The 21,534-nt window shown below is 65.4% G+C and carries 19 protein-coding genes; 6 read left to right on the top strand and 13 right to left on the bottom strand.

What is annotated here, in order from left to right; all coding sequences use genetic code 11:
* Positions 1 to 118: 118 nt before the first annotated feature.
* Positions 119 to 1,270: an N-acetyltransferase gene (locus ASE82_RS00550; protein ID WP_056057518.1), complete on the bottom strand. Its 1,152-nt coding sequence runs from the start codon at positions 1,268 to 1,270 to the stop codon at positions 119 to 121.
* Positions 1,271 to 1,447: 177 nt separating this feature from the next.
* On the opposite strand from ASE82_RS00550, the gene ASE82_RS00555 reads away from it, so the two are divergent.
* Positions 1,448 to 2,557, top strand: coding sequence for a fatty acid desaturase family protein (locus ASE82_RS00555; RefSeq protein ID WP_056057521.1), 1,110 nt, complete (start codon positions 1,448 to 1,450; stop codon positions 2,555 to 2,557).
* A gap of 45 nt (positions 2,558 to 2,602) precedes the next feature.
* On the opposite strand, the gene ASE82_RS00560 is transcribed toward ASE82_RS00555, so the two are convergent.
* The 7 genes from ASE82_RS00560 to ASE82_RS00590 form a co-directional block, all read right to left on the bottom strand.
* Positions 2,603 to 3,373, bottom strand: coding sequence for a hypothetical protein (locus ASE82_RS00560; RefSeq protein ID WP_156348713.1), 771 nt, complete (start codon positions 3,371 to 3,373; stop codon positions 2,603 to 2,605).
* Positions 3,370 to 4,137, bottom strand: coding sequence for an alpha/beta hydrolase family protein (locus tag ASE82_RS00565; protein WP_056057524.1), 768 nt, complete (start codon positions 4,135 to 4,137; stop codon positions 3,370 to 3,372). Before ASE82_RS00565 ends, ASE82_RS00560 begins: the two co-directional genes overlap by 4 nt.
* A gap of 20 nt (positions 4,138 to 4,157) precedes the next feature.
* Positions 4,158 to 5,087: an alpha/beta fold hydrolase gene (locus ASE82_RS00570; RefSeq protein ID WP_056057527.1), complete on the bottom strand. Its 930-nt coding sequence runs from the start codon at positions 5,085 to 5,087 to the stop codon at positions 4,158 to 4,160.
* A gap of 1 nt (position 5,088) precedes the next feature.
* Positions 5,089 to 5,292: a helix-turn-helix transcriptional regulator gene (locus tag ASE82_RS00575; protein ID WP_056057530.1), complete on the bottom strand. Its 204-nt coding sequence runs from the start codon at positions 5,290 to 5,292 to the stop codon at positions 5,089 to 5,091.
* A complete protein-coding gene (locus ASE82_RS00580) occupies positions 5,289 to 5,696 on the bottom strand; it encodes a hypothetical protein (RefSeq protein WP_056057533.1) in 408 nt (135 codons plus the stop codon). Before ASE82_RS00580 ends, ASE82_RS00575 begins: the two co-directional genes overlap by 4 nt.
* A 213-nt stretch (positions 5,697 to 5,909) precedes the next feature.
* Complete coding sequence (locus ASE82_RS00585) at positions 5,910 to 6,164, bottom strand: DUF6356 family protein (protein ID WP_056057537.1); 255 nt, start codon at positions 6,162 to 6,164, stop codon at positions 5,910 to 5,912.
* Positions 6,165 to 6,189: 25 nt separating this feature from the next.
* Positions 6,190 to 7,587, bottom strand: coding sequence for a glutamate ligase domain-containing protein (locus ASE82_RS00590; RefSeq protein ID WP_056057540.1), 1,398 nt, complete (start codon positions 7,585 to 7,587; stop codon positions 6,190 to 6,192).
* Positions 7,588 to 7,639: 52 nt separating this feature from the next.
* Between ASE82_RS00590 and ASE82_RS00595 the strand changes: the two genes are divergently transcribed.
* The 4 genes from ASE82_RS00595 (at position 7,640) to ASE82_RS00610 (ending at position 14,610) form a co-directional block, all read left to right on the top strand.
* Entirely contained in the window at positions 7,640 to 8,455 is an 816-nt protein-coding gene (locus ASE82_RS00595; RefSeq protein ID WP_056057543.1) for an LD-carboxypeptidase, read from the top strand.
* 75 nt (positions 8,456 to 8,530) lie between these two features.
* Positions 8,531 to 10,522: a threonine--tRNA ligase gene (thrS, locus tag ASE82_RS00600; RefSeq protein WP_056057546.1), complete on the top strand. Its 1,992-nt coding sequence runs from the start codon at positions 8,531 to 8,533 to the stop codon at positions 10,520 to 10,522.
* A 98-nt stretch (positions 10,523 to 10,620) separates the two neighbouring features.
* Positions 10,621 to 11,151, top strand: coding sequence for a translation initiation factor IF-3 (infC, locus tag ASE82_RS00605; protein ID WP_031396176.1), 531 nt, complete (start codon positions 10,621 to 10,623; stop codon positions 11,149 to 11,151).
* A gap of 546 nt (positions 11,152 to 11,697) precedes the next feature.
* A complete protein-coding gene (locus ASE82_RS00610; RefSeq protein WP_056059466.1) occupies positions 11,698 to 14,610 on the top strand; it encodes a TonB-dependent receptor in 2,913 nt (970 codons plus the stop codon).
* 166 nt (positions 14,611 to 14,776) lie between these two features.
* Here the strand turns inward: ASE82_RS00610 and ASE82_RS00615 are convergent, their stop codons facing one another.
* Complete coding sequence (locus ASE82_RS00615; RefSeq protein WP_056057549.1) at positions 14,777 to 17,524, bottom strand: [protein-PII] uridylyltransferase; 2,748 nt, start codon at positions 17,522 to 17,524, stop codon at positions 14,777 to 14,779.
* Between the two features lie 91 nt (positions 17,525 to 17,615).
* Here ASE82_RS00615 and ASE82_RS00620 point away from each other — a divergent pair, with 91 nt between their 5' ends.
* Entirely contained in the window at positions 17,616 to 18,905 is a 1,290-nt protein-coding gene (locus ASE82_RS00620; RefSeq protein WP_056057552.1) for a homoserine dehydrogenase, read from the top strand.
* 266 nt (positions 18,906 to 19,171) lie between these two features.
* Here the strand turns inward: ASE82_RS00620 and ASE82_RS00625 are convergent, their stop codons facing one another.
* From ASE82_RS00625 to ASE82_RS00640, 4 genes are all read right to left on the bottom strand, one after another.
* Positions 19,172 to 19,600, bottom strand: a complete 429-nt coding sequence (locus ASE82_RS00625) for a hypothetical protein (RefSeq protein WP_056057554.1) — start codon at positions 19,598 to 19,600, stop codon at positions 19,172 to 19,174.
* Positions 19,601 to 19,610: 10 nt separating this feature from the next.
* Entirely contained in the window at positions 19,611 to 19,946 is a 336-nt protein-coding gene (locus ASE82_RS00630) for a hypothetical protein (protein WP_056057557.1), read from the bottom strand.
* Positions 19,947 to 20,001: 55 nt separating this feature from the next.
* Positions 20,002 to 20,433, bottom strand: a complete 432-nt coding sequence (locus tag ASE82_RS00635) for a CoA-binding protein (RefSeq protein WP_056057560.1) — start codon at positions 20,431 to 20,433, stop codon at positions 20,002 to 20,004.
* Positions 20,434 to 20,531: 98 nt separating this feature from the next.
* Entirely contained in the window at positions 20,532 to 21,482 is a 951-nt protein-coding gene (locus ASE82_RS00640) for an Mrp/NBP35 family ATP-binding protein (RefSeq protein WP_056057561.1), read from the bottom strand.
* Positions 21,483 to 21,534 lie beyond the last annotated feature (52 nt).

The raw sequence follows: 21,534 nt of genomic DNA on the forward strand, positions 1-21,534 counted from the left end.
CGACAATGCCGAGCAGTCCTCGCCTCCTTGTTCTCCCGCAAAGGCGGGAGCCCAGACTGGGCCCCCGCCTTCGCGGGGGAACACGCTATCTCAGGCCGATAACGCTTCCCGCTCTTACCTAAAGCACCCGTTCGTACACCTGGTACACCTTGTTCACCCGGCTCTCGATCGTCTCGGCGATCGACCGCATCCCCTGGTTGTCATCCAGGATCCAGCCGATCTCAGCCCGCTGCGCACCGTAATTCTCGACCGACGCGCGGCGGATATATTCGATCATCATGAAGGCCAGCTGGCTCGCCATCCGCGACGCCTGCAACTCCTTCACCACCCCCATCAGCGGCACGCGCACCGTCCGCACCTTGGGCTTGCGCAACCACCACAACAGCTTCGCCCAACCGAACGGCAGCAGGCTCCCGTTGAGCGGCTTGATCGCCTCGTTGAGGTCCGGCAGCGTGATCATGAACGCGACCGGCTTGCCGTCCAGCTCGGCAATCCGGATCAGGTCGTTGAACACGATCGGCTTCAGCTTCACGCCCACGTCCTTGATCTCCGGCGGGGTCAAAGGCACGAACCCCCAATTGTCGCGCCACGCGTCGTTGAGGATCGACAGGATGATCGCCGCCTCCTCCTCGAACTTGGTCTTGTCGACGTTGCGGACGCTGATCCGCGGGTTCTTCTCGCCGGACTTGATGATGCGCTGGACGATCGGCGGGAACTGCTTCGTGACGTCGACCTCATAGGTCATCAGCTGCTTGATCGGACGGTACTGCGCCCACTCGATCCAGCCGCGATATTCGCGCTTGGCGTGGCCCATCATGATCGTCGGCGGATGGTCGTATCCGTCGATCAGCAGGCCCGGCTCCTCCCAGATCGACATGCTGATCGGCCCCAGCGCGCGCGTCATGCCCTGCTCGCGCAGCCATGCCTCGGCGCGCTCCAGTAGCGCCTGGAACACGTCCTGCCGCTCCGCTTCCATCAGGCCCCATTGGCCGACGCCGGGCCCGAACCCCTGCTCGGGCGGCATCGTCAGCGCGAGCGTATCGATATGCGCCGAAATGCGCCCGACGACGCGGCCGTCCTCCTCGGCCAGGAACAACTGCGCCTTGGCATGGCTGAACCAGCCGTTCTTCTCGGGCGTGATCAGTCCCAGCGCTTCCGACTTCAAAGGCGGTACCCAATTGGGATCGTCGGCATAGAGACGAAACGGCAGATCGATGAAGATCTTGCGGTCCTTCTTGGTCTCGACCGGTCGAATGATGAGCTTTGCCATGTCGGGTTCCCAAATACGCAGTTGCGCGTGTCTACCCAGCGAAGCGAATAAAGGCGAGTGACACGTGCGTCATCGCAAGACCCTGTCAGAGTGATCGGGTTTCCTCCGGCACGGCGGCATCCGTGCGGCCTGTAAATGCCACGGTACCGCCACTATCTTCGGGCAATGGATATGCCCATGGACACATCGCTCAGCCTCGCTCGCGGCACGGCCGCTCCAGCTTCCACTCCCGCGGGTTCGCCCCGTGTCGGAGGGATGGAGCGCGTTGCCGACGACAAGGCGATGCTGCGTGCAGCCGCAGACCTGACGCGCGATCTCGTGAAGCCGCGCCCGGCGATTTACTGGGCCGACCTGATCGCATCGATGGTGGTCGGCTACGGTGCACTGGCAGTGGCGGCCACCTCGACGTCGACGCCAGTGGTGATCGTAGCCGGCATCGTGGCGATGCTAGGGCTCTACCGTGGTTTGAGCTTCATCCACGAAGTCAGCCACATGAAGCATGCGTCCGTCCCGAACTTCCGGCTCGGCTGGAACGTGCTGGTCGGCATTCCGCTGTTGACCCCGTCCTTCATGTACGAGGGCGTCCACAACCTCCATCACGCCAAGACCCGCTACGGCACGGTCGAGGATCCGGAATATCTGCCGCTCGCGCTCATGAAGCCGTGGACGCTGCCGCTGTTCATCGTCGTATCGGCGCTGGCACCGATCGCGCTGCTGATCCGGTTCGCGATCCTGTCGCCGATCTCGCTGCTGTCGCCCAAGCTGCGGACGATGATCGTCGAGCGCTATTCGGCCCTTGCGATCAACCCGCAGTTCCGCCGCCGCGCCCCCGAAGGTGAGGCAAAGGCGTATTGGGACCGCTTGGAGATTGCCGCGAGCCTGTGGGCGATCACGCTGATCGCGATCACCGTGACCGGCGTACTACCGCTCCGTGCGTTCGTGACGATCTTCGCGGTCGCCTCGGCGTTCGCGGTACTCAACCAGGTCCGTACGCTCGTTGCGCATCTGTGGGAGAATGACGGCGAGCCGATGACGGTAACCGCGCAGTACCTTGATACGGTCAACGTCCCGCCGCCGGCGTTGCTGCCCGCGCTCTGGGCACCTGTGGGTCTGCGCTACCACGCGCTGCATCACCTGTTGCCGGGTCTACCCTACCACGCACTGGGCGAGGCTCACCGGCGGATCACCGCCGAACTCGACGCGCTCTCGCCGTATCACAAGGCGAGCTATCCTGGTCTGCCCGGTCTGGTGAGCAAGATCGCACGCAGCACGATGGTTCGACGCTGATATCCCGATCGGGCCGGTCGTTAACGACTGGCCCAGCATTCCGGATTATTTCGCAGCGTCGAACTGCCTGAGCGCCATAACCGCGTTGCGTCCGACATCGGTCGTCGGCGACAATTTCGCAGCCGTTCCCCATGCCTCCCGCGCAGCCGCTTCGTCGCCAGCCGACGCCGCGATGTTCCCCGCTTCCAGCTGAACCGACGCATCGTCGGCCGAGCGCTTCAAGGCCTGTGCGATATCTGCTTTGGCGCGCGGAATGTTGCCCATCCGACGGGCTAGCGTCGCCGACAACAGCCACGCAAGCGGATCGGCGCCGGCGGTGGTCAGCGCTAGATCGAGATCGCTCCGCGCCGCATCTAGCTCTCCCGCCGCGACCAGCGCGCGCGCATGATCCAGTTGCGCTTCACCCAGCGGCAGTCCGGTCAGCGATCCCGCGGTAAGCGCCGAATCGAGCGCGACACGCGCCTTGGCGGGCTGCCCCGAGGCGAGCCATGCATTGCCCGCCTGTGCCCAATAATTGGCTGCTCGCGTGTCCTTCGCGATCTGAGCCTCCCGCGCCGCTTCCTCGAATTCGGCTGCTGCCGACGGCCAGTTCTTTTCGGCGGCGAAGGCGAGCCCGGCGCATTGCCGCGCGAAATACCGTCCCCCGCTAATTCGCCAGCGACCCGCTTCGGCGCGTGCGGCGGCGGGGTCGCTTTGCGTCAGGGCGGCGCAGCGAGCGAACCGACCACCCTGCACATCGACGGGTCCGGCAGCAGGGGCGGCGGCTGGACTGGGGGCGGCGGCCTGCGCAGCGGCAAGCAACACTATCAGGATCATAAAGCGGCGATCACATCCTCCACCGCCCGGATGATGAGGGAGATGTCGCTGTCACGCGACAGGCGGTGGTCGCCGTCCTTGACCAGCCACGTCTGCACGTCGGCTGAACGCAACAGCTCGGCAAGGCGCGCGGTACGATGCCACGGCACGTCCGGATCGCGCTGCCCCTGGACCAGCCGGACCGGGCCGTCGAACGCAATCTCGCCGAACATCAGCCGGTTGGCCTCGCCCGACGACCAGAAGGGACGCGTATAGACCGTCGGCTCGGGGCCATAGGGGTTCTTGCGCTCGATCCGGCCGTTGCTGAGCAGCGCCATCTTCTCGTCGGTGGTAAAGCCCCAGTCGGTGAAGTCGGGCGCCGGCGCGATCCCGACCAGCCCCTTCACCAGATCGGGCCGCATCTTCGCCGCCAGCAGCATCAGCCAGCCGCCCATCGACGATCCGACGAGGATCGCCGAATCCTCCACCAGCGCATCGATCATCGCCAAAGCGTCGTCGCGCCAGTCGACCAAAGTCTGGTCCTCGAACGCGCCTTCGCTCTGCCCGCACCCACCATAGTCGAACCGCAGGAACGCGCGCCCCTCGGACTTCGCCCACGCCTCCAGCGTTACCGCCTTGGTCCCCATCATGTCGGACGCATAGCCCGACAGGAACACGATCGTCGGTCCCGTCACGCCCTCGGCCGCGGGCGTGTGATGATAGGCGAGGCGAGGGCGCTCCTTGGCCGGAGGCGTCGGTGCAGGCGGCGTGGCGGTATCGGTCATGCCGACACCTTAGCCGCGCCTCAGCGCTGGAGAAAGGCGTCGAGTGCAGCCTGGAACGCGGCAGGCTGGTCGAGCATCACGAAATGCGCGGCATCGCCGATGTCGACCAAGGTCACGTGTGGCGCCGTCGCGTAAGCCTTCCGATAGAGCGCGTCGGCAGCGGGCTTGGTCGGCCCCACCGCGTTCCACGGATAGACCAAGGTGATCGGCGCGGCGATCGACGCCATGTCGGGACGCAGGTCGGTCGTCAGGTCCTCGTACATCGCCTGCGCCGAGACTCGCGCATCCGCCTTCGCCGCCCAGCCGGCAACCGCCACGCGTGAGTCCGGCTTCAGTGCCATGCGCGCGGCAAGCGCCTCGTTCGCCGCGGGGTTCGCCGGCTTCCCGTACGCCGCGGCCATCCCGGCGCGCATCGCGCTGGCCTGCGGTTCGAGCGCCGCCACCGTCGCGCCGGGTGCGAAGATCTCGCCGATATACGGCAGCGAATCGACGATCATCAGCTTGCCGACGTCCTCCGGATGCGCCTTCGCCAGCATCAGCGCGACCAGCCCGCCCATCGAATGCCCGACGATCGCCGGCTTGCCGAGTTTCGACTGGGCGATCAGCGTGTGCAGGTCGCCGACGATCCCATCGAGGATGCCGGGCGACAGGTTCGCACGCGGATCGTCGCCGCCGAAGCCGTTGACCTGCACCACGTACACGCGGTGTGACTTGGCGAGCGTGGGCACGACGCCCGCCCACACCGCGCGGGGAGACGACAACCCTGGAACGAGGATCACGGGCGTGCCCTTGCCGATCGTCTGCACCGAGATGTGCGGCATTTGCGTCTCGACCGCATCGACCTTCGGCGCGGCGGCCGTCGCAGCCTGCGAGTGGCCCGCCGCCGGATTCAGGACGATCATCAGCGTTACGGCGGTAGCGGCGAGACGGGCTTTGAACTGCGAAATCATGTCACGACTCCTTCGACGGGCTAGTGAAAATGTCTTCGATGCTGAGGTCGAACAGTTCGGCGATCTTGAACGCGAGCGGCAGCGACGGATCATAGCGCCCCGTCTCGATCGCATTCACGCTCTGCCGCGAGACTCCGAGACGGTCGGCCAGGTCGCCCTGATTCCAGTCCCGCTCGGCACGCAGCACCTTGAGGCGGTTCTTCATGAGCGGCCGGTCCGCACCGCGAAGATATTGACACAACCGCCCAGCATTAGTCCGGCAAACCACAGGATACCGGCCGCATAGGCGGGGATGTGCACAGCCAAGCCGAAGCTTTCTAGAAATCCCCAGATCGTCGTCGCCGAAAGCATGAAGCCAGTCGCGATCAGCGTCTGTCGGATCGTGAGCATTCGGATATATTCGTCCGGCTCGTCAGTGAGATAGCGACCCCAGGCCAGAAAAATTCCGACCAGTGGCAGCGCCGGCAGGATGGCGGCGGCATACGCGAGGGCCCCGTGGGGCGGACGGGTCCTGAACAGAGCAACGATGCCAAACAGCGCGCCCATGTAAGCGAGGCTGAGGCCCAACACAGTGTAATTGTAACGGCGGAGAGCGGGACTCTTATGCATGGTCAAGTGTCCTTTCGAATCAGTAAAGGAAACTTGTCATGTCATGACGAGCGAGTCAACGTCGCTTTACAGGCCACCTCGATCTTTCCCCGCCAGGGGGAGGTGGCACCGAAGGTGACGGAGGGGAAGGACGCGGACCAGCCGTGGCTGCAAACGCGCCCTGGGTGTGACCTTATCCTAACCTTTGGAAGCCGGCGGGCTTCCTAAAGATCGTCAGATGATGAATTCGACCGTTTTCATCTGCGTCTGATCGGCCGCAACCGCGCCGCGCTTCAGCACCATCTGGCGGTGCAGTTCGGCGACCGTGTCGCTCCCGCGGGTCTTGCACAGCGCCGGCACGAACGCGTGGACCAGCGCGCCGAGGCCGCCCTTGATCATCGTCATGCCGAACCGTCCGGCGACGCCGAAATGCTCGGCATAGCTCTCCCCGACGGTGGCGGGGTGGTCGAGGAACAGGCGGCGGAACATGGGCGGTCTCCTGTCTTGCTCTGTATCAGGTAGCGGCCAAGGCGTCGACCATTCCCGCCGCCAGCACGCTCAGCGTGTCGTCGCGCGCGCCCATCACCACGATCCGGTCGCCTGGCCGCGCCTCCGCGACCAGCGCCGCGGCAGCCTCGGCACGGTCGGCGATGTACCGCGCGACCCGACCACCCTCGACGATCTGCCCGACGATGTCGGCGCTGGTGACCTCCCGCGCGACCGTCCCGCCGTAATAGGCGGGGTCGGGCAGGACGAGCACGTCGTCCTCCGCCATTCGCTCGACGAACGTAGCGACCAACTCGCGCCCCATGACCTTCAACGGCCCATAGCCATGCGGCTGGAAGAACAGGAGCAAGCGTCCCGGAAACGCGTGGAGCGTGTCGAGCGTCGCCGCGATCTTATCCGGGTTGTGCCCGAAATCGTCGATCACTGCGACCCCGCGAGCTTCTCCCACGAGGTCGAAGCGACGACGCAGCCCAGTGAACCCAGCAATCGCCTTGACCGCATCGGTCAACGACACGTCCGCCGCCATCGCCGCCCCGATCGCAGCCAGCGCATTCGACACGTTATGCCGCCCCGGCACGGCCAGCTTCACCGGCGTCCGAACGCCACGCGAGACGATATCGAAGCGGATAGCGAACGGCTCCGGCTTGAGGTTCTCGGCACGTAGATCCGCCGACGCATCGATCGCAAAGGTGGTGATCTGACCGCGCGGCAGCCGCGAGGCGAGTGCCGCCGCATCGGGATCGTTCGCGTTCACCACCGCCGTCTCGGCCGTCGCGACGAAGTCCCCGAACAGCACGCGCAGTTCCTCCAACGACTTGTGGTCGAGGCTGACATTGTTGAGCACCGCGATCTTCGGCGCATAGCCGGCAATCGACCCGTCGCTCTCATCCACTTCGCTGACGAAAGCCTCACCCTCTCCGACCAGCGCGCTGGCGAACGGGGAGTCGGGCGTGGCAAAGTTCTTCATCACCGCGCCGTTCATCACCGTCGGATCGCGCCCGACGGCGTGCAGGATCCAGCCGATCATCCCGGTGACGGTCGACTTGCCGCTCGTCCCCGCCACCCCGATCGGTAGCCGGCTATCGTTGAACAGCGACGCCAGCATGGCCGCGCGGGTCGAGCGGGTGCAGCCGAACGCATCCGCCGCGATCATGTCCGGCACGGTCGCCTCGATCGCCGCGGAAGCGATGACAAGCTGGTCCGCCGAGACGATCCCGCTGCCGTCCTGCGGGAACAGCGCGACGCCCTTCGCCGCGAGGTCGTCGAACTTGGCAGGCACGCGGCCTTGGTCGAGGTTGCGGTCCGAGCCGGCAACAGTCGCGCCGCGGCCCGCGAGGATCATCGCGAGCGGCATCATGCCGCTGCCGCCGATGCCGACGAAGAAACAGGGTTTGCTGATATCCATCGGCCCGCGATATGGGCGGTTTGGAAACGGGGCAAGGTCGGGAACACGAACAATGCGCATCGGTGTCCTCGCCGCGTCGAGCCGGACCAATCCCGCGGCGATCGCCAAGATCACCGCCTACGTAGCCACCGCGTTCCCGGGGGTCGAACTCGTCTTCCACCCGCAGTGCCTGGAGACCGACGGCCACTTCGCCGGTTCCGATTTCCGCAGGGCGGCGGCGTTCCTCGAATACGCCAACGATCCGGCGTTCGACGCGATCTGGTTCCTCCGTGGTGGCTATGGCGCGAACCGCATCCTCGCGATGGTCATGCCCGAACTCGGCCGCGCAGCGCGGCACAAGACCTATCTCGGCTATTCCGACGTCGGCTTCCTGCTCGGTGCGCTCTATGCCCGGCGGATCGGGCGGCCGGTGCACGGCCCGATGGTCAGCGACGTCAACCGTCATGACGGAGAAGCGACGGTCGCGCGATCGCTCGGCTGGATGGTGCGCGGCGATCGGGCCGCGCTGGAGCCGGGACTGAACGGGCAACCGTCGGCCGCCTTCAACCTGAGCATCCTCACCTCGCTGATCGGTACGCCGTGGCTGCCCGACCTGACCGACCACGTCTTGATCGTCGAGGAGGTGTCCGAGCCCATGTACGCGATCGACCGCATGCTCTTCAAAGTCGCCAACGCCACGCAGTTGAAGGGCATCGCCGGCCTGCGCCTCGGTGCGGTGACGGCGGTGCAGGAGAACGATCCACCCTGGGGCGAGACACTCGATTACATGATGGTGCGGTGGAGCCGCGACATGGGCGTGCCGTATCTCGGTCGCGCGGAAGTCGGCCACACGCAGGCAAACCATGTCGTCCCGTTCGGGGTGGCGTGACGTTCGACCCCGGCTTGCCTATATAGGGTGTGCGACGGCATAAGCCGCGGCTCTTCCAACACCAGAAAGTCCTCCATGTCCGTCATGTTCCGAATCACGCTGCCCGACGGTTCCGTCCGCGAGGTTGCGCCCGGGACTACCCCCGCGGACGTCGCCGCCGCGATCGGCCCCGGTCTCGCTAAGGCCGCGCTCGCCGCGCGCATCGACGGGCAGGTGCGCGATCTCAACCGGCCGTTCGAGGGCGACACCGCGCTCGCGCTGGTGACCGCGCGCGACGAGGCGGATGCGCTGGAGCTCGTCCGCCACGATCTTGCGCACGTCATGGCCGAAGCGGTGCAGCACCTCTTCCCCGGCACGCAGATCACTTTTGGCCCTGCGACCGACGATGGCTTCTATTACGACTTCGCGCCGAAGGACCGCCCCTTCACCGAGGAGGACCTGCCCGCGATCGAAGCCGAGATGCGCGCGATCATCGCCCGGAACGAGCCGTTCCTGCGCGAGGTTTGGTCGCGCCAGCAGCTGATGGACCGCTGGACGCAGCAGGGCGAGAGCTTCAAGGCCGAATGGGCCGCCGAACTGCCCGAGGGCGAGGAACTGACGATCTACCGCCAGGGCGAGTGGCTCGACATGTGCCGCGGGCCGCACATGGCCTCGACCGGGAAGCTCGACCCCGCCGCGTTCAAGCTCACGCGCGTCAGCGGTGCGTATTGGCGCGGCGACCAGAAGAACGCGATGCTGTCACGCATCTACGGCACCGGCTGGCTCAACAAGAAACAGCTCGACCAGCATCTCTTCCGCCTCGAGGAAGCCGCCAAGCGCGATCACCGCAAGATCGGCGCGGAGATGGACCTGTTCCACCTCCAGTCCGAGGCGCAGGGGTCGGTGTTCTGGCACCCCAACGGCTTCGTGCTCTGGCGCCAGCTGGAAGCGTATATGCGCCGTCGCCTCGACGCTGCCGACTATGCCGAGGTCAAGACCCCGCAGCTGATGGACGCCAAGCAGTGGGAGCAGTCGGGCCACTGGGGCAAGTACCGCGAGAACATGTTCGTCGTCCCCGACGAGATCCCGAACGGCGAGGATGAGGGCGCAGTCCTGTCCGGCAAGGGAGAGCTGATGGCACTCAAGCCGATGAACTGCCCCGCGCACGTGCTGATCTTCAAGCAGGGGATCAAGTCGTATCGCGACCTGCCGATCCGGATGGCCGAGTTCGGCTGCTGCCACCGCAACGAGCCGCACGGCGCACTTCACGGCATCATGCGCGTCCGCCAGTTCACGCAGGACGACGCGCACATCTTCGTCCGCGAGGATCAGCTGGTCGAAGAAGTACGCAAGTTCTGCGAGCTGCTCAACAGCGTCTACAAGGACCTGGGCTTCGAAGACTATGCGGTGAAGCTCGCGCTGCGCCCCGAGAAGCGGTTCGGCGACGACGCGATGTGGGACAAGGCCGAGGCGGAATTGCGCGAGGCGGTGATGCAGTCCGGCCTGAGCGATACGATCAAGGCGAACTTCGAGGAACTGCCGGGTGAGGGCGCCTTCTATGCCCCGAAGCTCGAATTCCATTTGACCGACGCGATCGGCCGGACGTGGCAGGTCGGCACGATCCAGTCGGACCGCGTGCTGCCCGAACGACTCGACGCATCTTATGTCGGCGCGGACGGCGAGCGGCATCGCCCGGTGATGCTCCACCGCGCGATCCTCGGTACGTTCGAGCGTTTCATCGGCATCCTGATTGAGCATCATGCCGGCCGCTTCCCGCTCTGGCTCGCGCCGGTGCAGGCGGTCGTGGCAACGATCGTGTCGGATGCCGACGACTATGCACTTGAGGTTGCGGCTAAGCTGAAGGCGGCGGGCATTCGCGTCGAAACGGATCTGCGCAACGAGAAGATCAACTACAAGGTGCGCGAGCATTCGCTGGCGAAGGTGCCGAACCTGCTGGTCGTCGGCAAGCGCGAGGCCGAGGAGGGCAAGGTCGCGCTGCGCACGCTCGGCAGCCAGGCCCAGACCATCCTGACGCTCGACGAAGCGATCGCGCGTCTTGCAGACGAGGCACGCGCACCCGATATGTGATCCAACGGGGCCGGCTTTCCGAGCGCGGGTTTCTGCGCTATACGCCGGCCCAAATATTGTCAGAAACTTCAGGAGCAAACCCCATACGTCCTCCCACGATGCGCCGGCCGATGCAGACGCCCGCAATGAACGGCCCACGATTCAACGAATTCATCCAGAGCCAGAAGGTCCGCGTGATCGATCACGAGGGCGAGAATCTGGGCGTGATGTACACGCGCGAAGCGATTGAGCAGGCAGCCGAGCATGGCCTCGACCTGGTCGAAGTGTCGCCTAATGCCGATCCGCCCGTCGCCAAGTTCCTCGATGTCGGCAAGTTCAAGTACGAGGCGCAGAAGAAGGCGAACCTCGCACGCAAGTCGCAGAAGACGCAGGAAATCAAGGAGATCAAGATGCGTCCGAACATCGACGACCATGACTACGACACGAAGATGAAGAAGGTGAACGACTTCATCGGCGAGGGCGACAAGGTCAAGATCACGCTGCGCTTTCGCGGTCGCGAGCTCAGTCACGGCCAGCTCGGCATGAACCTGTTGAAGCGCGTTCAGGACGACGTCGCGGAGATCGCCAAGATCGAGGCGTATCCCCGCATGGAAGGCCGCCAGATGCTGATGGTGCTCGCACCGAAGTGATGGCGTAGCGGCTTAGGCCGCTACCACGAGATTTGAGGCTGGTCAGTCCTGATGGACTGGCCAGCCTTTTTTGTTTGTCGGTACTGGGTGTCTGGTTGCTCGCATCTAGCGCCCGACTTCCGGCTCCTGTGAGATTCCGGGGCCGTATGCATTGGTTCAAACGGGATGTGCGGGCTTCCCTCCTACCGGTGAGGCGGGTTGCCGGACGCGCAACCTGAGAAGCCTCGTTCGATAGGCCGGAATTGGTCAGACTCCCTTTCCAAGTAGCCGACGGATAGTTCGTATTCACGGCCGGTGCTCAGAATGCAGCGCAATTTTCTGTCTTGCAGCCGAACCCAGCACTCCCGGGTCGCGCGGCTCCACGGCAACCAAGTTGCAATTTGAAACTAGGGTTTGCTGTTTGTACTATGTGGCGGTTTGGAGACACAATGTTCAAAAATAGATTTCCGTATGCGGAAATCAGTAGACGTGAAGGGTGGAATATCTCTACCTAACGGCCAAACCATAAGTTCGAAAACATTCGAACACGTCAGGGAGAGAATGCCGATGCGTATGACCGCATATCTGTTGTCCGCCGTCGCGACTGCGGCCATCGTCACGCCGGCATTCGCGCAACAGGCGACGTCCACCGTCGAAGCGCAGGCGTCGCCCTCGCAGGGTACCGCCAACGCATCGGTTGCGGGCCAGACCAACGCTGCAACGGACGCCGACACCACGCGCGCGGCAAGTGCCAACGCCGGGATTCAGGGTAACGCCAGCGACATCGTCATCACCGCGACGCGCCGTTCCGAACGTCTGTCGAACGTGCCAATCGCGGTTTCGGCAGTCGGTCAGGAAGCGCTGCAGAATTCGGGCGGCAGCGACATTCGCTCGCTCAACCAGCTTGCGCCGTCGTTGCTGATCTCGTCGACCGGTAACGAATCGAACGCGTCCGCGCGTATTCGCGGAATCGGTACGGTCGGCGACAATCCCGGCCTCGAAAGCTCGGTCGCGGTCTTTATCGACGGTGTCTATCGCAGCCGCACGGGCGTCGGTCTCAACGAACTGGGCGAGATCGACCGCGTCGAGGTTCTGCGCGGCCCGCAGGGCACGCTGTTCGGTCGCAATGCCTCCGCGGGCCTCATCAACATCATCACACGGTCGCCTGAGTTCGACTGGCATGGCAACGCCGAGGCGACCTATGGCAATTACGACCAGAAGCGGCTTGCGGGCGGCGTCACCGGTCCGCTGATCGCCGACAAGCTCGCCTTCCGGGTCGACGGCGTCTACGTGAACCGCAACGGCTTCTACAAGAACGTCACGGCAGCCAACGGCAGCGAGAGCCGCGTCAACGACCGCGATCGGTATTTCGTCCGCGGCCAGTTGCTGTTCAAGCCGACCGATACCTTGAGCTTCCGCCTGATCGGCGACTATTCGCACCGCAAGGAAAGCTGCTGCGGCGCGGTCTATTACAACCAGGTCGAGACGACCGATCCCACCCCGAACGCAGCCGGCGTTGCGCCGTTCTTCGCCACCGTCAACACCGATGGCGCGGTCACGAACAACACGACGAACCGCATCGTCGACATCCTGCGTCGCCAGGGTGCGGTGTTCCCGCTGGCCGGCAACACGCCTGATCCGTTCAGCCGCGACGTCGCGATCACGCCCGGTCAGACCTTCCGGAATACCACCAAGGATTACGGCGGCTCGCTGCAGGCCGACTGGGATCTCGGTGGCGCGACGTTGACGTCGATCACTGCGTATCGCCAGTACAAGTCGGGCAACGCGGGAGATGTCGACTATACCAACATCGATCTCACGCACCGCGCGGCGGACGGCAATGCCTACCGCCAGTTCAAGACCTTCACGCAGGAAGCGCGCCTCCAGGGTTCGCTGTTCAACGACAAGCTCGACTGGCTGGTCGGCGGCTTCTACTCGAACGAGAAGCTCAAGCTGGTCGATAACGTCGTCTTCGGCGCGCAATACGGGCAGTTCGCGGCCTGCCGGCTCGTCGCCACAGTCAGCCCGAACGCCGTGCTGCAGAACCAGAACAACCCAGGCTGCATGAGCGCGGCCGGACGCGCGACAATCGCCGGCGCCTTTGGCCCGGCTGGCGGCCTGATCACGTCGGCGCTCGACCGCCTGACCGGTGGGGTCGGTCTCGGTGGCGGGGTCAACAACGTCGGCGACTCCGGCTCGATCTACCGCCAGAAGAGCGAGAACTACGCGTTCTTCACACACAACATCTTGCATCTGACCGACACGTTGTCGCTGACCGGCGGTCTTCGCTACACGCACGAAACGAAGAAGTTCAACGCGAAGTTCAACAACAACAACACGGTCTGCCCGATCCAGCAGGCGGCACTCGCGCCCCTCACGCAGTCGCAGAGCGGCGCCACGGCGTTCGCGCAGGGCATCGTGACCTTGACCTGCACCGGCAACTCCAGCCCGGCGTTGAACGCGCTGAACCTCAACGACAGCTTCGGCGACGGCGAGTTCACCGGCACGGCGGTCCTGTCGTGGAAGCCGTTCACCAAGCTGCTGACCTACGCGTCGTTCGCCAAGGGCTACAAGGCGGGCGGCTACAACCTCGACCGTTCGGATCTGGGCGGGGTAAACGGCGTGCTGACGCCGCGGACCAATGCCGATGCACCGGGCCTGCGCTTCAACGCCGAGAAGGTGAACAATTACGAACTCGGTGCGAAGTTCAACACGCGTGGCTTCACGTTCAATGTCGCCGCGTTCCGCGAGGAGTTCACCGACTTCCAGCTCAACACCTTCAACGGCTCGATCTTCGTCGTGCAGAACATCGAAGCGTGCAAGGACAGCCTGGGCGGCCTCGATAGCGACAACGGGTTCAATCCGGTCACTGGTGCGCAGACCGGAGGGTGCCCGACCAACCGTTCGAAGAAGCCGGGCGTGATCTCGCAGGGCGTCGAGCTGGAAGCGACGATGTCGCCGATCAAGCAGGTCACGTTCACGGCGGGCTATACCTATGCGGATACCCATTTCCGCAAGAACCTGATCGGCAGCTCGACCACCGGCGAGCCGCTCGACCGCGCACTCTTCCTGCTGCCGGGCAGCCAGTTGTCGAACGCCCCCAAGAACGTCGTCACGACGTCGTTCGCCTGGACGCCGGATCTCGGCTCGAACGGTATGTCGGGGCTGATCTATGTCGATAGCCGCCTGTCGTCGGACTATAATACCGGTTCCGATCTGGCGCCGGAGAAGAAGCAGGACGGCTTCGCCGTGGTGAATGCCCGCGTTGGCCTGCGCGGCAAGGACCAGGCTTGGGCGCTCGAGTTCTGGGCACAGAATGTGTTCAACAAGAACTACATCCAGGTCGCGTTCAACACGCCGTTCCAGGGTGCCGGGTCTTCGGCAAACGTCGCAGCCTATGGTGGCACCGGCAACGCGCTCTACTCGGCATTCCTCGCCGAGCCACGCACCTACGGCCTGACGCTGCGCTCGCGCTTCTGATCGTGTGACTGAATGAAAAGCCGGCGCGCAGTTCGCTGCGGGCCGGCTTTTTCGTGCTCGTGCTCCCTGAAAACCCCGGTTCTCCTGCGAACGCAGGAGCCCAGGATTACAGGCGCTACGCTCTGTTACCCGGGGCTCCCGCCTTCGCGGGAGAACCGGAAGCGCGCTAAGCGGCCAGATCGATCTCTTCGCCTGCCGCCGCCGCCAGCAGGCGCCGCTCCAGCGTCCTCAACCGCGCGGGCTGGGTGATCCGATCGCCGGTCAGGTCGGTGACGTAGAAGGTATCCACGGCCCGCTCGCCGTAGGTCGCGACGTGCGCGGAGTGGATCGTCACTTTCGACTGGAACAGCGCGTTGGCGAGCTGGTTGAGCAATGCCGGCCGATCGCGCGCATTGACCTCGACAACGGTGAACCGGTTCGACGCCTTGTTGTCGACCAGCGCATTCGGCACGATGTCGAACGCCTCTGCACGCGTGCGGGGGAGCGGTTTCGCGACGAGGCGGTCGGCAAGCTTGCCGCGGTTGGCAAGCGCGTCCTCGATTGCGGTCTTTAGGCGCGAGAGCTGACCGGACTCGTCGAACGGCCGCCCGAACGGATCTTGCACGAGGAAGTTGTCGACGGCCATTCCATCCCGCGTTGTATGAATGCGCGCGTCGATGATGTTGCCGCCGGCGACGTGGATCGCGCCTGCGATGCGGTAGAACAACCCGGGATGATCGGCGGCGTAGATCGTCACCAATGTCGCCCCGCGCCCGGGATAGACATGCGCGTCGATGGCGAGCTGCGCGTCGCCCGTGGTCGCCAGGAAGCGGGCGTTGTGCGCCAGCACGTCTTCGGGTTCGGCAATCCAATAGGCTTCGGGGAGCCGGTGAACGAGTGTCGCGAACGACTCCTCGCTCCAGCCTAGCGCGTCCCGCAGATGCTGCTGCTTGGCCGCAATCCGCTCGGCGCGACCCTTTTGCTTATGGCCCAACCGCAGGACTTCCTCGGCCGATTCGTAGAGGTCGCCGAGCAACTGGCGCTTCCAGCCGTTCCACACGCCCGGCCCGACCGCGCGGATGTCGACGATCGTTAGCGTGAGCAGCAGGCGGAGGCGCTCGGGGCTCTGCACCACGTCGCAGAAATCGAGGATCGTCTTGAAATCGCTGAGGTCGCGCTTGAACGCGGTGGCGGACATCAGCAGGTGCCAGCGCACCAGCCAGGCGACGGTCTCGGTTTCGGCGGGCGTCAGGCCGAAGCGTGGGCACAGGCGCTGCGCCACCTCCGCCCCGAGGATCGAATGATCGCCGCCGCGGCCCTTGGCGATGTCGTGAAGCAAGACCGCAACGTACAGCGCGCGCCGCGACACGATCTGTTCGAAGATCGCACTGGCGAGCGGATGGTCCTCCTTGAGCGTGCCGTTCTCGATCCGCGCGAGCAGGCCAATGGCGCGGATGGTGTGTTCGTCGACGGTGTAATGGTGATACATGTCGAACTGCATCTGCGCGACGACGCGCGCGAAATCGGGCACGAAGCGGCCGAACACGCCCGCCTCATTCATCCAGCGCAGCACCAGTTCGGGATCGCGGGGCGAGGTCAGCACGTCGAGGAACAGCGCGTTCGCCGTCGGGCTGGTGCGGACGTCGTCGACCAGCTTGGCGTCCCGCGCCGCGGCGCGCATCGCGAGCGGGTGGATCTCGACGCCGTGCTTGTCGGCGAGCTGGAAGATCTCGATCAGTCGTTCGGGATCGAGCCGGAAGAAGTCATCGCTGGGCAGTGCCAGCCGACCGCGATCGAGCACGAACCCGTTGAGCTTGCGCGGAGAGCGTCGGATCGTCGGCAGGCCGAAACGCCGGCCGCGCGCCGCGAACTTCTCGTCGAGATGCGCGAGGAAGACGCCGCTGAGCGTGCCGACGGTCTTTGCCTGCAGGAAATAGAACTGCATGAACCGCTCGACCTTCGACTTGCCGGGGCGGTCGGAGAACCGCATCCGGTCGGCGATCTCGCGTTGCAGGTCGAAGGTGAGGCGGTCCTCGGCGCGGCCGGTGATGCTGTGAAGGTGGCAGCGCACCGCCTGGAAGAAATTGTCGGCGCGGTGGAACAGGCGGTATTCGGCCTTGGTGAACAGCCCGACCTCGACCAGTTCGGCGGCGCGCTGAACGTCGTAGATGTATTTGCCGATCCAGAACAACGCGTGGAGATCGCGCAGGCCGCCCTTGCCCTCCTTGACGTTGGGTTCGACGACATAGCGCGTGTCGCCCATCTTCCGATGTCGCGCGTCGCGTTCGGCGAGCTTGTCGGCGATGAAGGTGCGCGCGGTGTCGGCCTGGACTTCCGTCTTGAAGCGGTGTGAGGCCTGTTCGTAAAGTTCGGTATCGCCGCACACGTAGCGCGCCTCGAGCAACGCGGTGCGGACGGTGACGTCGCTCTTGGCCTGGCGGACCATTTCGTCGAGCGAGCGGCTGGACTGGCCGAGCTTCAGCCCGAGATCCCACAGCGCGTAGAGCATCGATTCGATCACGCGCTCGGCCCAGGGCGTCTGCTTGCCGGGGGTCAGGAAGCCGATATCGACGTCCGAATGCGGCGCCATTTCCGCGCGGCCGTAACCGCCGACGGCGATCAGCGTGAGGCGCTCGCCCGCGGTGGGATTGGGCAGGGGGTAGAGCCGCTGCGTCGTGAAATCGAACAGGATGCGGAGCAGCGCGTCGATCAGATATGCCTGCGCACTCGATGCTTCCAATCCGCGCGATGGGTGTTCGACGAGGCGACGTTCGACCTCGACGCGACCCTTTTCCAGCGCCGCCTTCAGCAACGCGGTCGCGTCGCGGCGGAGCGCGGTCGGGTCGACGCCCTCCAACGCGGCGATGGTTTCGGCGACGGCGCGGCGATCGATGATCGTGCGACGGTTGGGGAGGTGATCGAAGCGGCCGGACATTGCGCCCAGATAGGGCGCGCAACCCCGTGCGTCATCAGGATTGCGCAAAACGTCCGCGAAACGTAACCGGACGCGTGAGTGGAGGACGAAAATGAGCGAACCATTGCGCGTGGCCCTTGCGGGCCTGGGGACCGTTGGCGGCGGGGTTATCCGATTGCTGGATGCGAACCGCGAGTTGATTGCGCGGCGGGCCGGGCGCGCGATCGAGGTCGTCGCGGTTTCGGCACGTGATCGGGGCAAGGATCGCGGCGTCGATCTGTCGCGGTTCGCGTGGGTCGACGATACGACCGCGCTGGCAAAGCAGCCGGGGGCGGATGTCGTGGTCGAGTTGATCGGGGGTTCCGATGGTCCGGCGCTGACGCTCGCGCGGAGCACGCTGGGGGCGGGGCGGAGTTTCGTCACGGCGAACAAGGCGATGATCGCGCATCACGGGCTGGAACTCGCGCGGGCGGCCGAAGGGGCAGGCGTTGCCCTGAAGTTCGAGGCGGCGGTCGCGGGCGGCATTCCGGTCATCAAGGGGCTGCGGGAAGGTGCTGCGGCGAACGAGATCGCGCGTGTTTATGGGATCCTGAACGGTACCTGCAATTTCATACTTTCGAAGATGGAATCCGAAGGTCGCGACTTTGCCGAGGTGCTGGCGGAAGCGCAGGCGCTTGGGTTTGCCGAGTCCGATCCGAGCTTCGACATCGACGGCGTCGATGCAGCGCACAAGCTGTCGATCCTGGCGGCGGTCGCGTTCGGGACGCAGCCGGCGTTCGACGACGTCGCGATCAGCGGCATCCGGCATCTGCTGGGGGCGGACATCGCCGAGGCAGCGGCTTTGGGGTATCGCGTGCGGCTGCTCGGGCTGGCGGAAGCTGGGGCGGACGGACTGTTCCAGCGCGTCCATCCGCATCTGGTGCCGATCGATCACCCGTTGGCGCACGTCACCGGCTCGCTGAACGCGGTGGTGGCGGAAGGTAATTTCGTCGGCCGCCTGTTGTTCCAGGGTGCGGGTGCGGGCGATGGTCCGACCGCGAGCGCGGTGGTGGCCGACCTGATCGACATCGCGCGCGGCGAGTTCGGGCCGCCGTTCGCGATGCCGGTGGTGTCGCTTACGGCAGCGCCCAAGGCGGACAGCGGCGAGCGGCGGGGGCGTGCGTATCTGCGCTTCACCGTTGCGGACCGGGTCGGGGTGCTGGCGGAGATCGCGGCGGCGATGCGCGACGCGGGCGTCTCGATCGAGAGCCTGATCCAGCGCGGCGCGATCGCGGATGGCAGCGTGCTGGTGGCGATCGTGACGCATGAAAGCCCGGAACGCTCGATTGCGCAGGCGCTGGAGAAACTGCGGGGGTCGCAAAGTCTCGTGGGGCAGCCGATGTGGATGCATATTCTGGATTGATGGTCCGCCAGTCCTTGAGCACCACCACCCCGACGGAGGCCGGGCCCAATTGGAGAGGTTGCAGTAACGATATGCGCGCTTCGTTAGCGCCATCCCCCAATTGGGCCCCGGCCTTCGCCGGGGTGGTGGACAGCAAAGCTACCTCCCCCTTGTTCTCCCGCGAAGGCGGGAGCCCAGACTGGGTCCCCGCCTTCGCGGGGAAACATGTACGGGCGATGACCTCGAAGTTACGTACTAAACTGTTTTACTTCACCGGCTCATGCCGTCTAGTTCACTGAGCCGACGGGGCCATCGAGATCGATCGGTACGCGGCTGCGCTTGTCGGGTTTCTTCGCCAGCGCGCTCTTGATCAATCCTACTGCAGCCTTGGCGATCGGGGCGATCGGTGGGCCGAAGCCGACCTGGCATCCTCCCTGTCGCGCCGCACACGGTGTATCCGACAATTCCAGAGCGCGGACGGCGCTGAGGTTGGGGTTGGAGGCAATCGCGTGATCGGACGGGCCGCGATCGTCGCGCATCGGCAGGCGTGGGGTGGTCGTCGCGGATTTGCCGCAGACGACGACTTCGTTTCCGTCCTTCGTCTGCGTGGCGCAGGGGTCGACGAGGATCGAGAAGCGCTCCGGCACCGGCGGTGCCGCAGGCGCAGAGGTAGTGGCGGACGCCTGGAGCAGCGCGGACAGGATTATGGCAAACATGATCAGGTCCTTACGGCGCGGGCTTGCGGAACGACGTGCCGCCTTCGCCGCCGACCGTCATGGTGACGCCCGCCATCCCGCCGCCGACCTGGAACGGGCTGAGATCAGCCAGCGGGGAGGTGCGATTGAGCAGGCGGGTACGCTCGTTGCGGACGCTCTCGTGCTTTGGGTCGCCCGCTTCATGGAGGACGAGCGGCACGCGGAACCGATCGGCGGTGCGCATACCGCAGACGGTAATGTCGGTCTCGTCCGCGCTCTGGATACAGGGTTGCTCGGCGGCCATGCGGGCCCTGGCGGTTGCCATCAGCGGGTCTTCGATCAGTATCGACAGCAGCATCGCGAGCATCGGCGCCTCCCGGACAGACACGCAGACTGGCCGCGATCGCCGGGGAGGGCAAGCGTCATTGCTCGATCTTGGCGACCCCGAGCCGGGGAATGTCGATCGCCGGGCAGCGGTCCATCACGACTTGGAGGCCGGCGGCTTCGGCGCGTGCCGCGGCCTCTTCGTTGACCACGCCTAGCTGCATCCAGACGGCCTTCGCCCCTGCTGCGATCGCCTGATCGACCGCTTCGCCAGCAGCAGCCGAGTTGCGGAAGATGTCGACGATGTCGATCGGGTCGCCGAGTTGCGACAGGTCTCGGAAGACGAACTCGCCGTGGACGTGCTCACCGGTGATCTGAGGGTTTACCGGGATCACGCGGTAGCCGTGTGCCTGAAGCTTCGCCATCACGCCGTAGGAAGGACGATCGGGGCGGTCCGAGGCGCCGATCATCGCGATCGTGCGGGCGTTTTCGAGCAAAGACTTGATGTCGGCATCGGCGGTCAACGGCATCGATGCCTCCTGCAAGAAGAAACCTGGTCCGCTCGTACCGCGACTCTACGCGTCGGGTACGACCGGTAATAACACAACGTGGATCAGGCCTGCGGGTTTCACAGTTTTCCGAGCCATGCGACGACCTGAGCCGCGATCGGCATGAAAATCGTATCGTCCGGGTTCGAGGCGGGCGGCGTGCCGGCATCGGACGCGGTGCGGATCGAGATCGTCAGCGGCACGCGACCGAGGAACGGGATGCCGAGCTCGCGCGCGGCCGCCTCCGCGCCGCCGTTGCCGAACGGGTCAGATGCCTCGCCGCAATGCGGGCAGATATAGCCCGCCATGTTCTCGACCAGACCAATTATCGGGATGCCCGCTTTCTCGAACAGGTCGATCGCGCGGCGGGCGTCGATCAGCGCGAGATCCTGCGGGGTCGAGACGATCACCGCGCCCGCGGGGCGGTATTTCTGGACCATCGTCAGCTGGACGTCGCCGGTCCCGGGCGGCAGGTCGAGCACCAGCGTATCGGTCACGCCCCAGTCCGCCTCGACCAGCTGGCCGAGTGCGCCCGCTGCCATCGGCCCACGCCAAGCGATCGCCTTGCCGGGCTCGACCAGCTGCCCCATCGACAGCAGCGGCACGCCGTACGGGGTCGGGACGGGGTCGAGCACCTTGTCCTTGGCGGTCGGGCGGGTACCCTCGACGTTCATGAGACGCGGCTGCGACGGTCCGTAGATATCGGCGTCGACCAGCCCGACGCGGCGGCCCGCACGCGACATCGCAATAGCGAGATTGGCGGCGAGCGTCGACTTGCCGACACCGCCCTTGCCGCTGGCGACCGCGATCAGCCGGCGGGTCGAGCGTTCCGCGGTGACCGCGATCCGCACCTCGGTCACGCCGGGCTGGGTCGCGGCCATCCGCACGGTCGCTTCCAGCGCATCGCGCGCCTGCGGGTCGAGCCCGGTCGCATCGATGATGATGCCCGCTCGGGTCCCTTCGAGCCGGACGGTCGCCCGCTTGCCCGCTACCGCAGCAACCGCCGCCTTTACGCCTTCGATGTCGATCATCCGCGCCAGATAGGACCGCTAAGGCCGCTTGGCACTGTTTTTCCGCCAGCGC

The sequence above is a fragment of the Sphingomonas sp. Leaf230 genome (genome assembly GCF_001421745.1).
In the GTDB taxonomy this organism is placed as follows: Bacteria; Pseudomonadota; Alphaproteobacteria; order Sphingomonadales; family Sphingomonadaceae; genus Sphingomonas.

What these genes read in the sequence shown, in the direction of transcription:
- ASE82_RS00615 (WP_056057549.1), bottom strand. Translation starts at nt 17,524, where the DNA reads ATGTCCGGCCGCTTCGATCACCTCCCCAACCGTCGCACGATCATCGAT.
- ASE82_RS00575 (WP_056057530.1), bottom strand. Translation starts at nt 5,292, where the DNA reads ATGAAGAACCGCCTCAAGGTGCTGCGTGCCGAGCGGGACTGGAATCAG.
- ASE82_RS00570 (WP_056057527.1), bottom strand. Translation starts at nt 5,087, where the DNA reads ATGATTTCGCAGTTCAAAGCCCGTCTCGCCGCTACCGCCGTAACGCTG.
- ASE82_RS00550 (WP_056057518.1), bottom strand. Translation starts at nt 1,270, where the DNA reads ATGGCAAAGCTCATCATTCGACCGGTCGAGACCAAGAAGGACCGCAAG.
- infC (WP_031396176.1), top strand. Translation starts at nt 10,621, where the DNA reads ATGCGCCGGCCGATGCAGACGCCCGCAATGAACGGCCCACGATTCAAC.
- thrS (WP_056057546.1), top strand. Translation starts at nt 8,531, where the DNA reads ATGTCCGTCATGTTCCGAATCACGCTGCCCGACGGTTCCGTCCGCGAG.
- ASE82_RS00565 (WP_056057524.1), bottom strand. Translation starts at nt 4,137, where the DNA reads ATGACCGATACCGCCACGCCGCCTGCACCGACGCCTCCGGCCAAGGAG.
- ASE82_RS00595 (WP_056057543.1), top strand. Translation starts at nt 7,640, where the DNA reads ATGCGCATCGGTGTCCTCGCCGCGTCGAGCCGGACCAATCCCGCGGCG.
- ASE82_RS00630 (WP_056057557.1), bottom strand. Translation starts at nt 19,946, where the DNA reads ATGCTCGCGATGCTGCTGTCGATACTGATCGAAGACCCGCTGATGGCA.
- ASE82_RS00580 (WP_056057533.1), bottom strand. Translation starts at nt 5,696, where the DNA reads ATGCATAAGAGTCCCGCTCTCCGCCGTTACAATTACACTGTGTTGGGC.
- ASE82_RS00620 (WP_056057552.1), top strand. Translation starts at nt 17,616, where the DNA reads ATGAGCGAACCATTGCGCGTGGCCCTTGCGGGCCTGGGGACCGTTGGC.
- ASE82_RS00585 (WP_056057537.1), bottom strand. Translation starts at nt 6,164, where the DNA reads ATGTTCCGCCGCCTGTTCCTCGACCACCCCGCCACCGTCGGGGAGAGC.
- ASE82_RS00640 (WP_056057561.1), bottom strand. Translation starts at nt 21,482, where the DNA reads ATGATCGACATCGAAGGCGTAAAGGCGGCGGTTGCTGCGGTAGCGGGC.
- ASE82_RS00635 (WP_056057560.1), bottom strand. Translation starts at nt 20,433, where the DNA reads ATGCCGTTGACCGCCGATGCCGACATCAAGTCTTTGCTCGAAAACGCC.
- ASE82_RS00560 (WP_156348713.1), bottom strand. Translation starts at nt 3,373, where the DNA reads ATGATCCTGATAGTGTTGCTTGCCGCTGCGCAGGCCGCCGCCCCCAGT.
- ASE82_RS00625 (WP_056057554.1), bottom strand. Translation starts at nt 19,600, where the DNA reads ATGTTTGCCATAATCCTGTCCGCGCTGCTCCAGGCGTCCGCCACTACC.
- ASE82_RS00555 (WP_056057521.1), top strand. Translation starts at nt 1,448, where the DNA reads ATGGACACATCGCTCAGCCTCGCTCGCGGCACGGCCGCTCCAGCTTCC.
- ASE82_RS00610 (WP_056059466.1), top strand. Translation starts at nt 11,698, where the DNA reads ATGCGTATGACCGCATATCTGTTGTCCGCCGTCGCGACTGCGGCCATC.
- ASE82_RS00590 (WP_056057540.1), bottom strand. Translation starts at nt 7,587, where the DNA reads ATGGATATCAGCAAACCCTGTTTCTTCGTCGGCATCGGCGGCAGCGGC.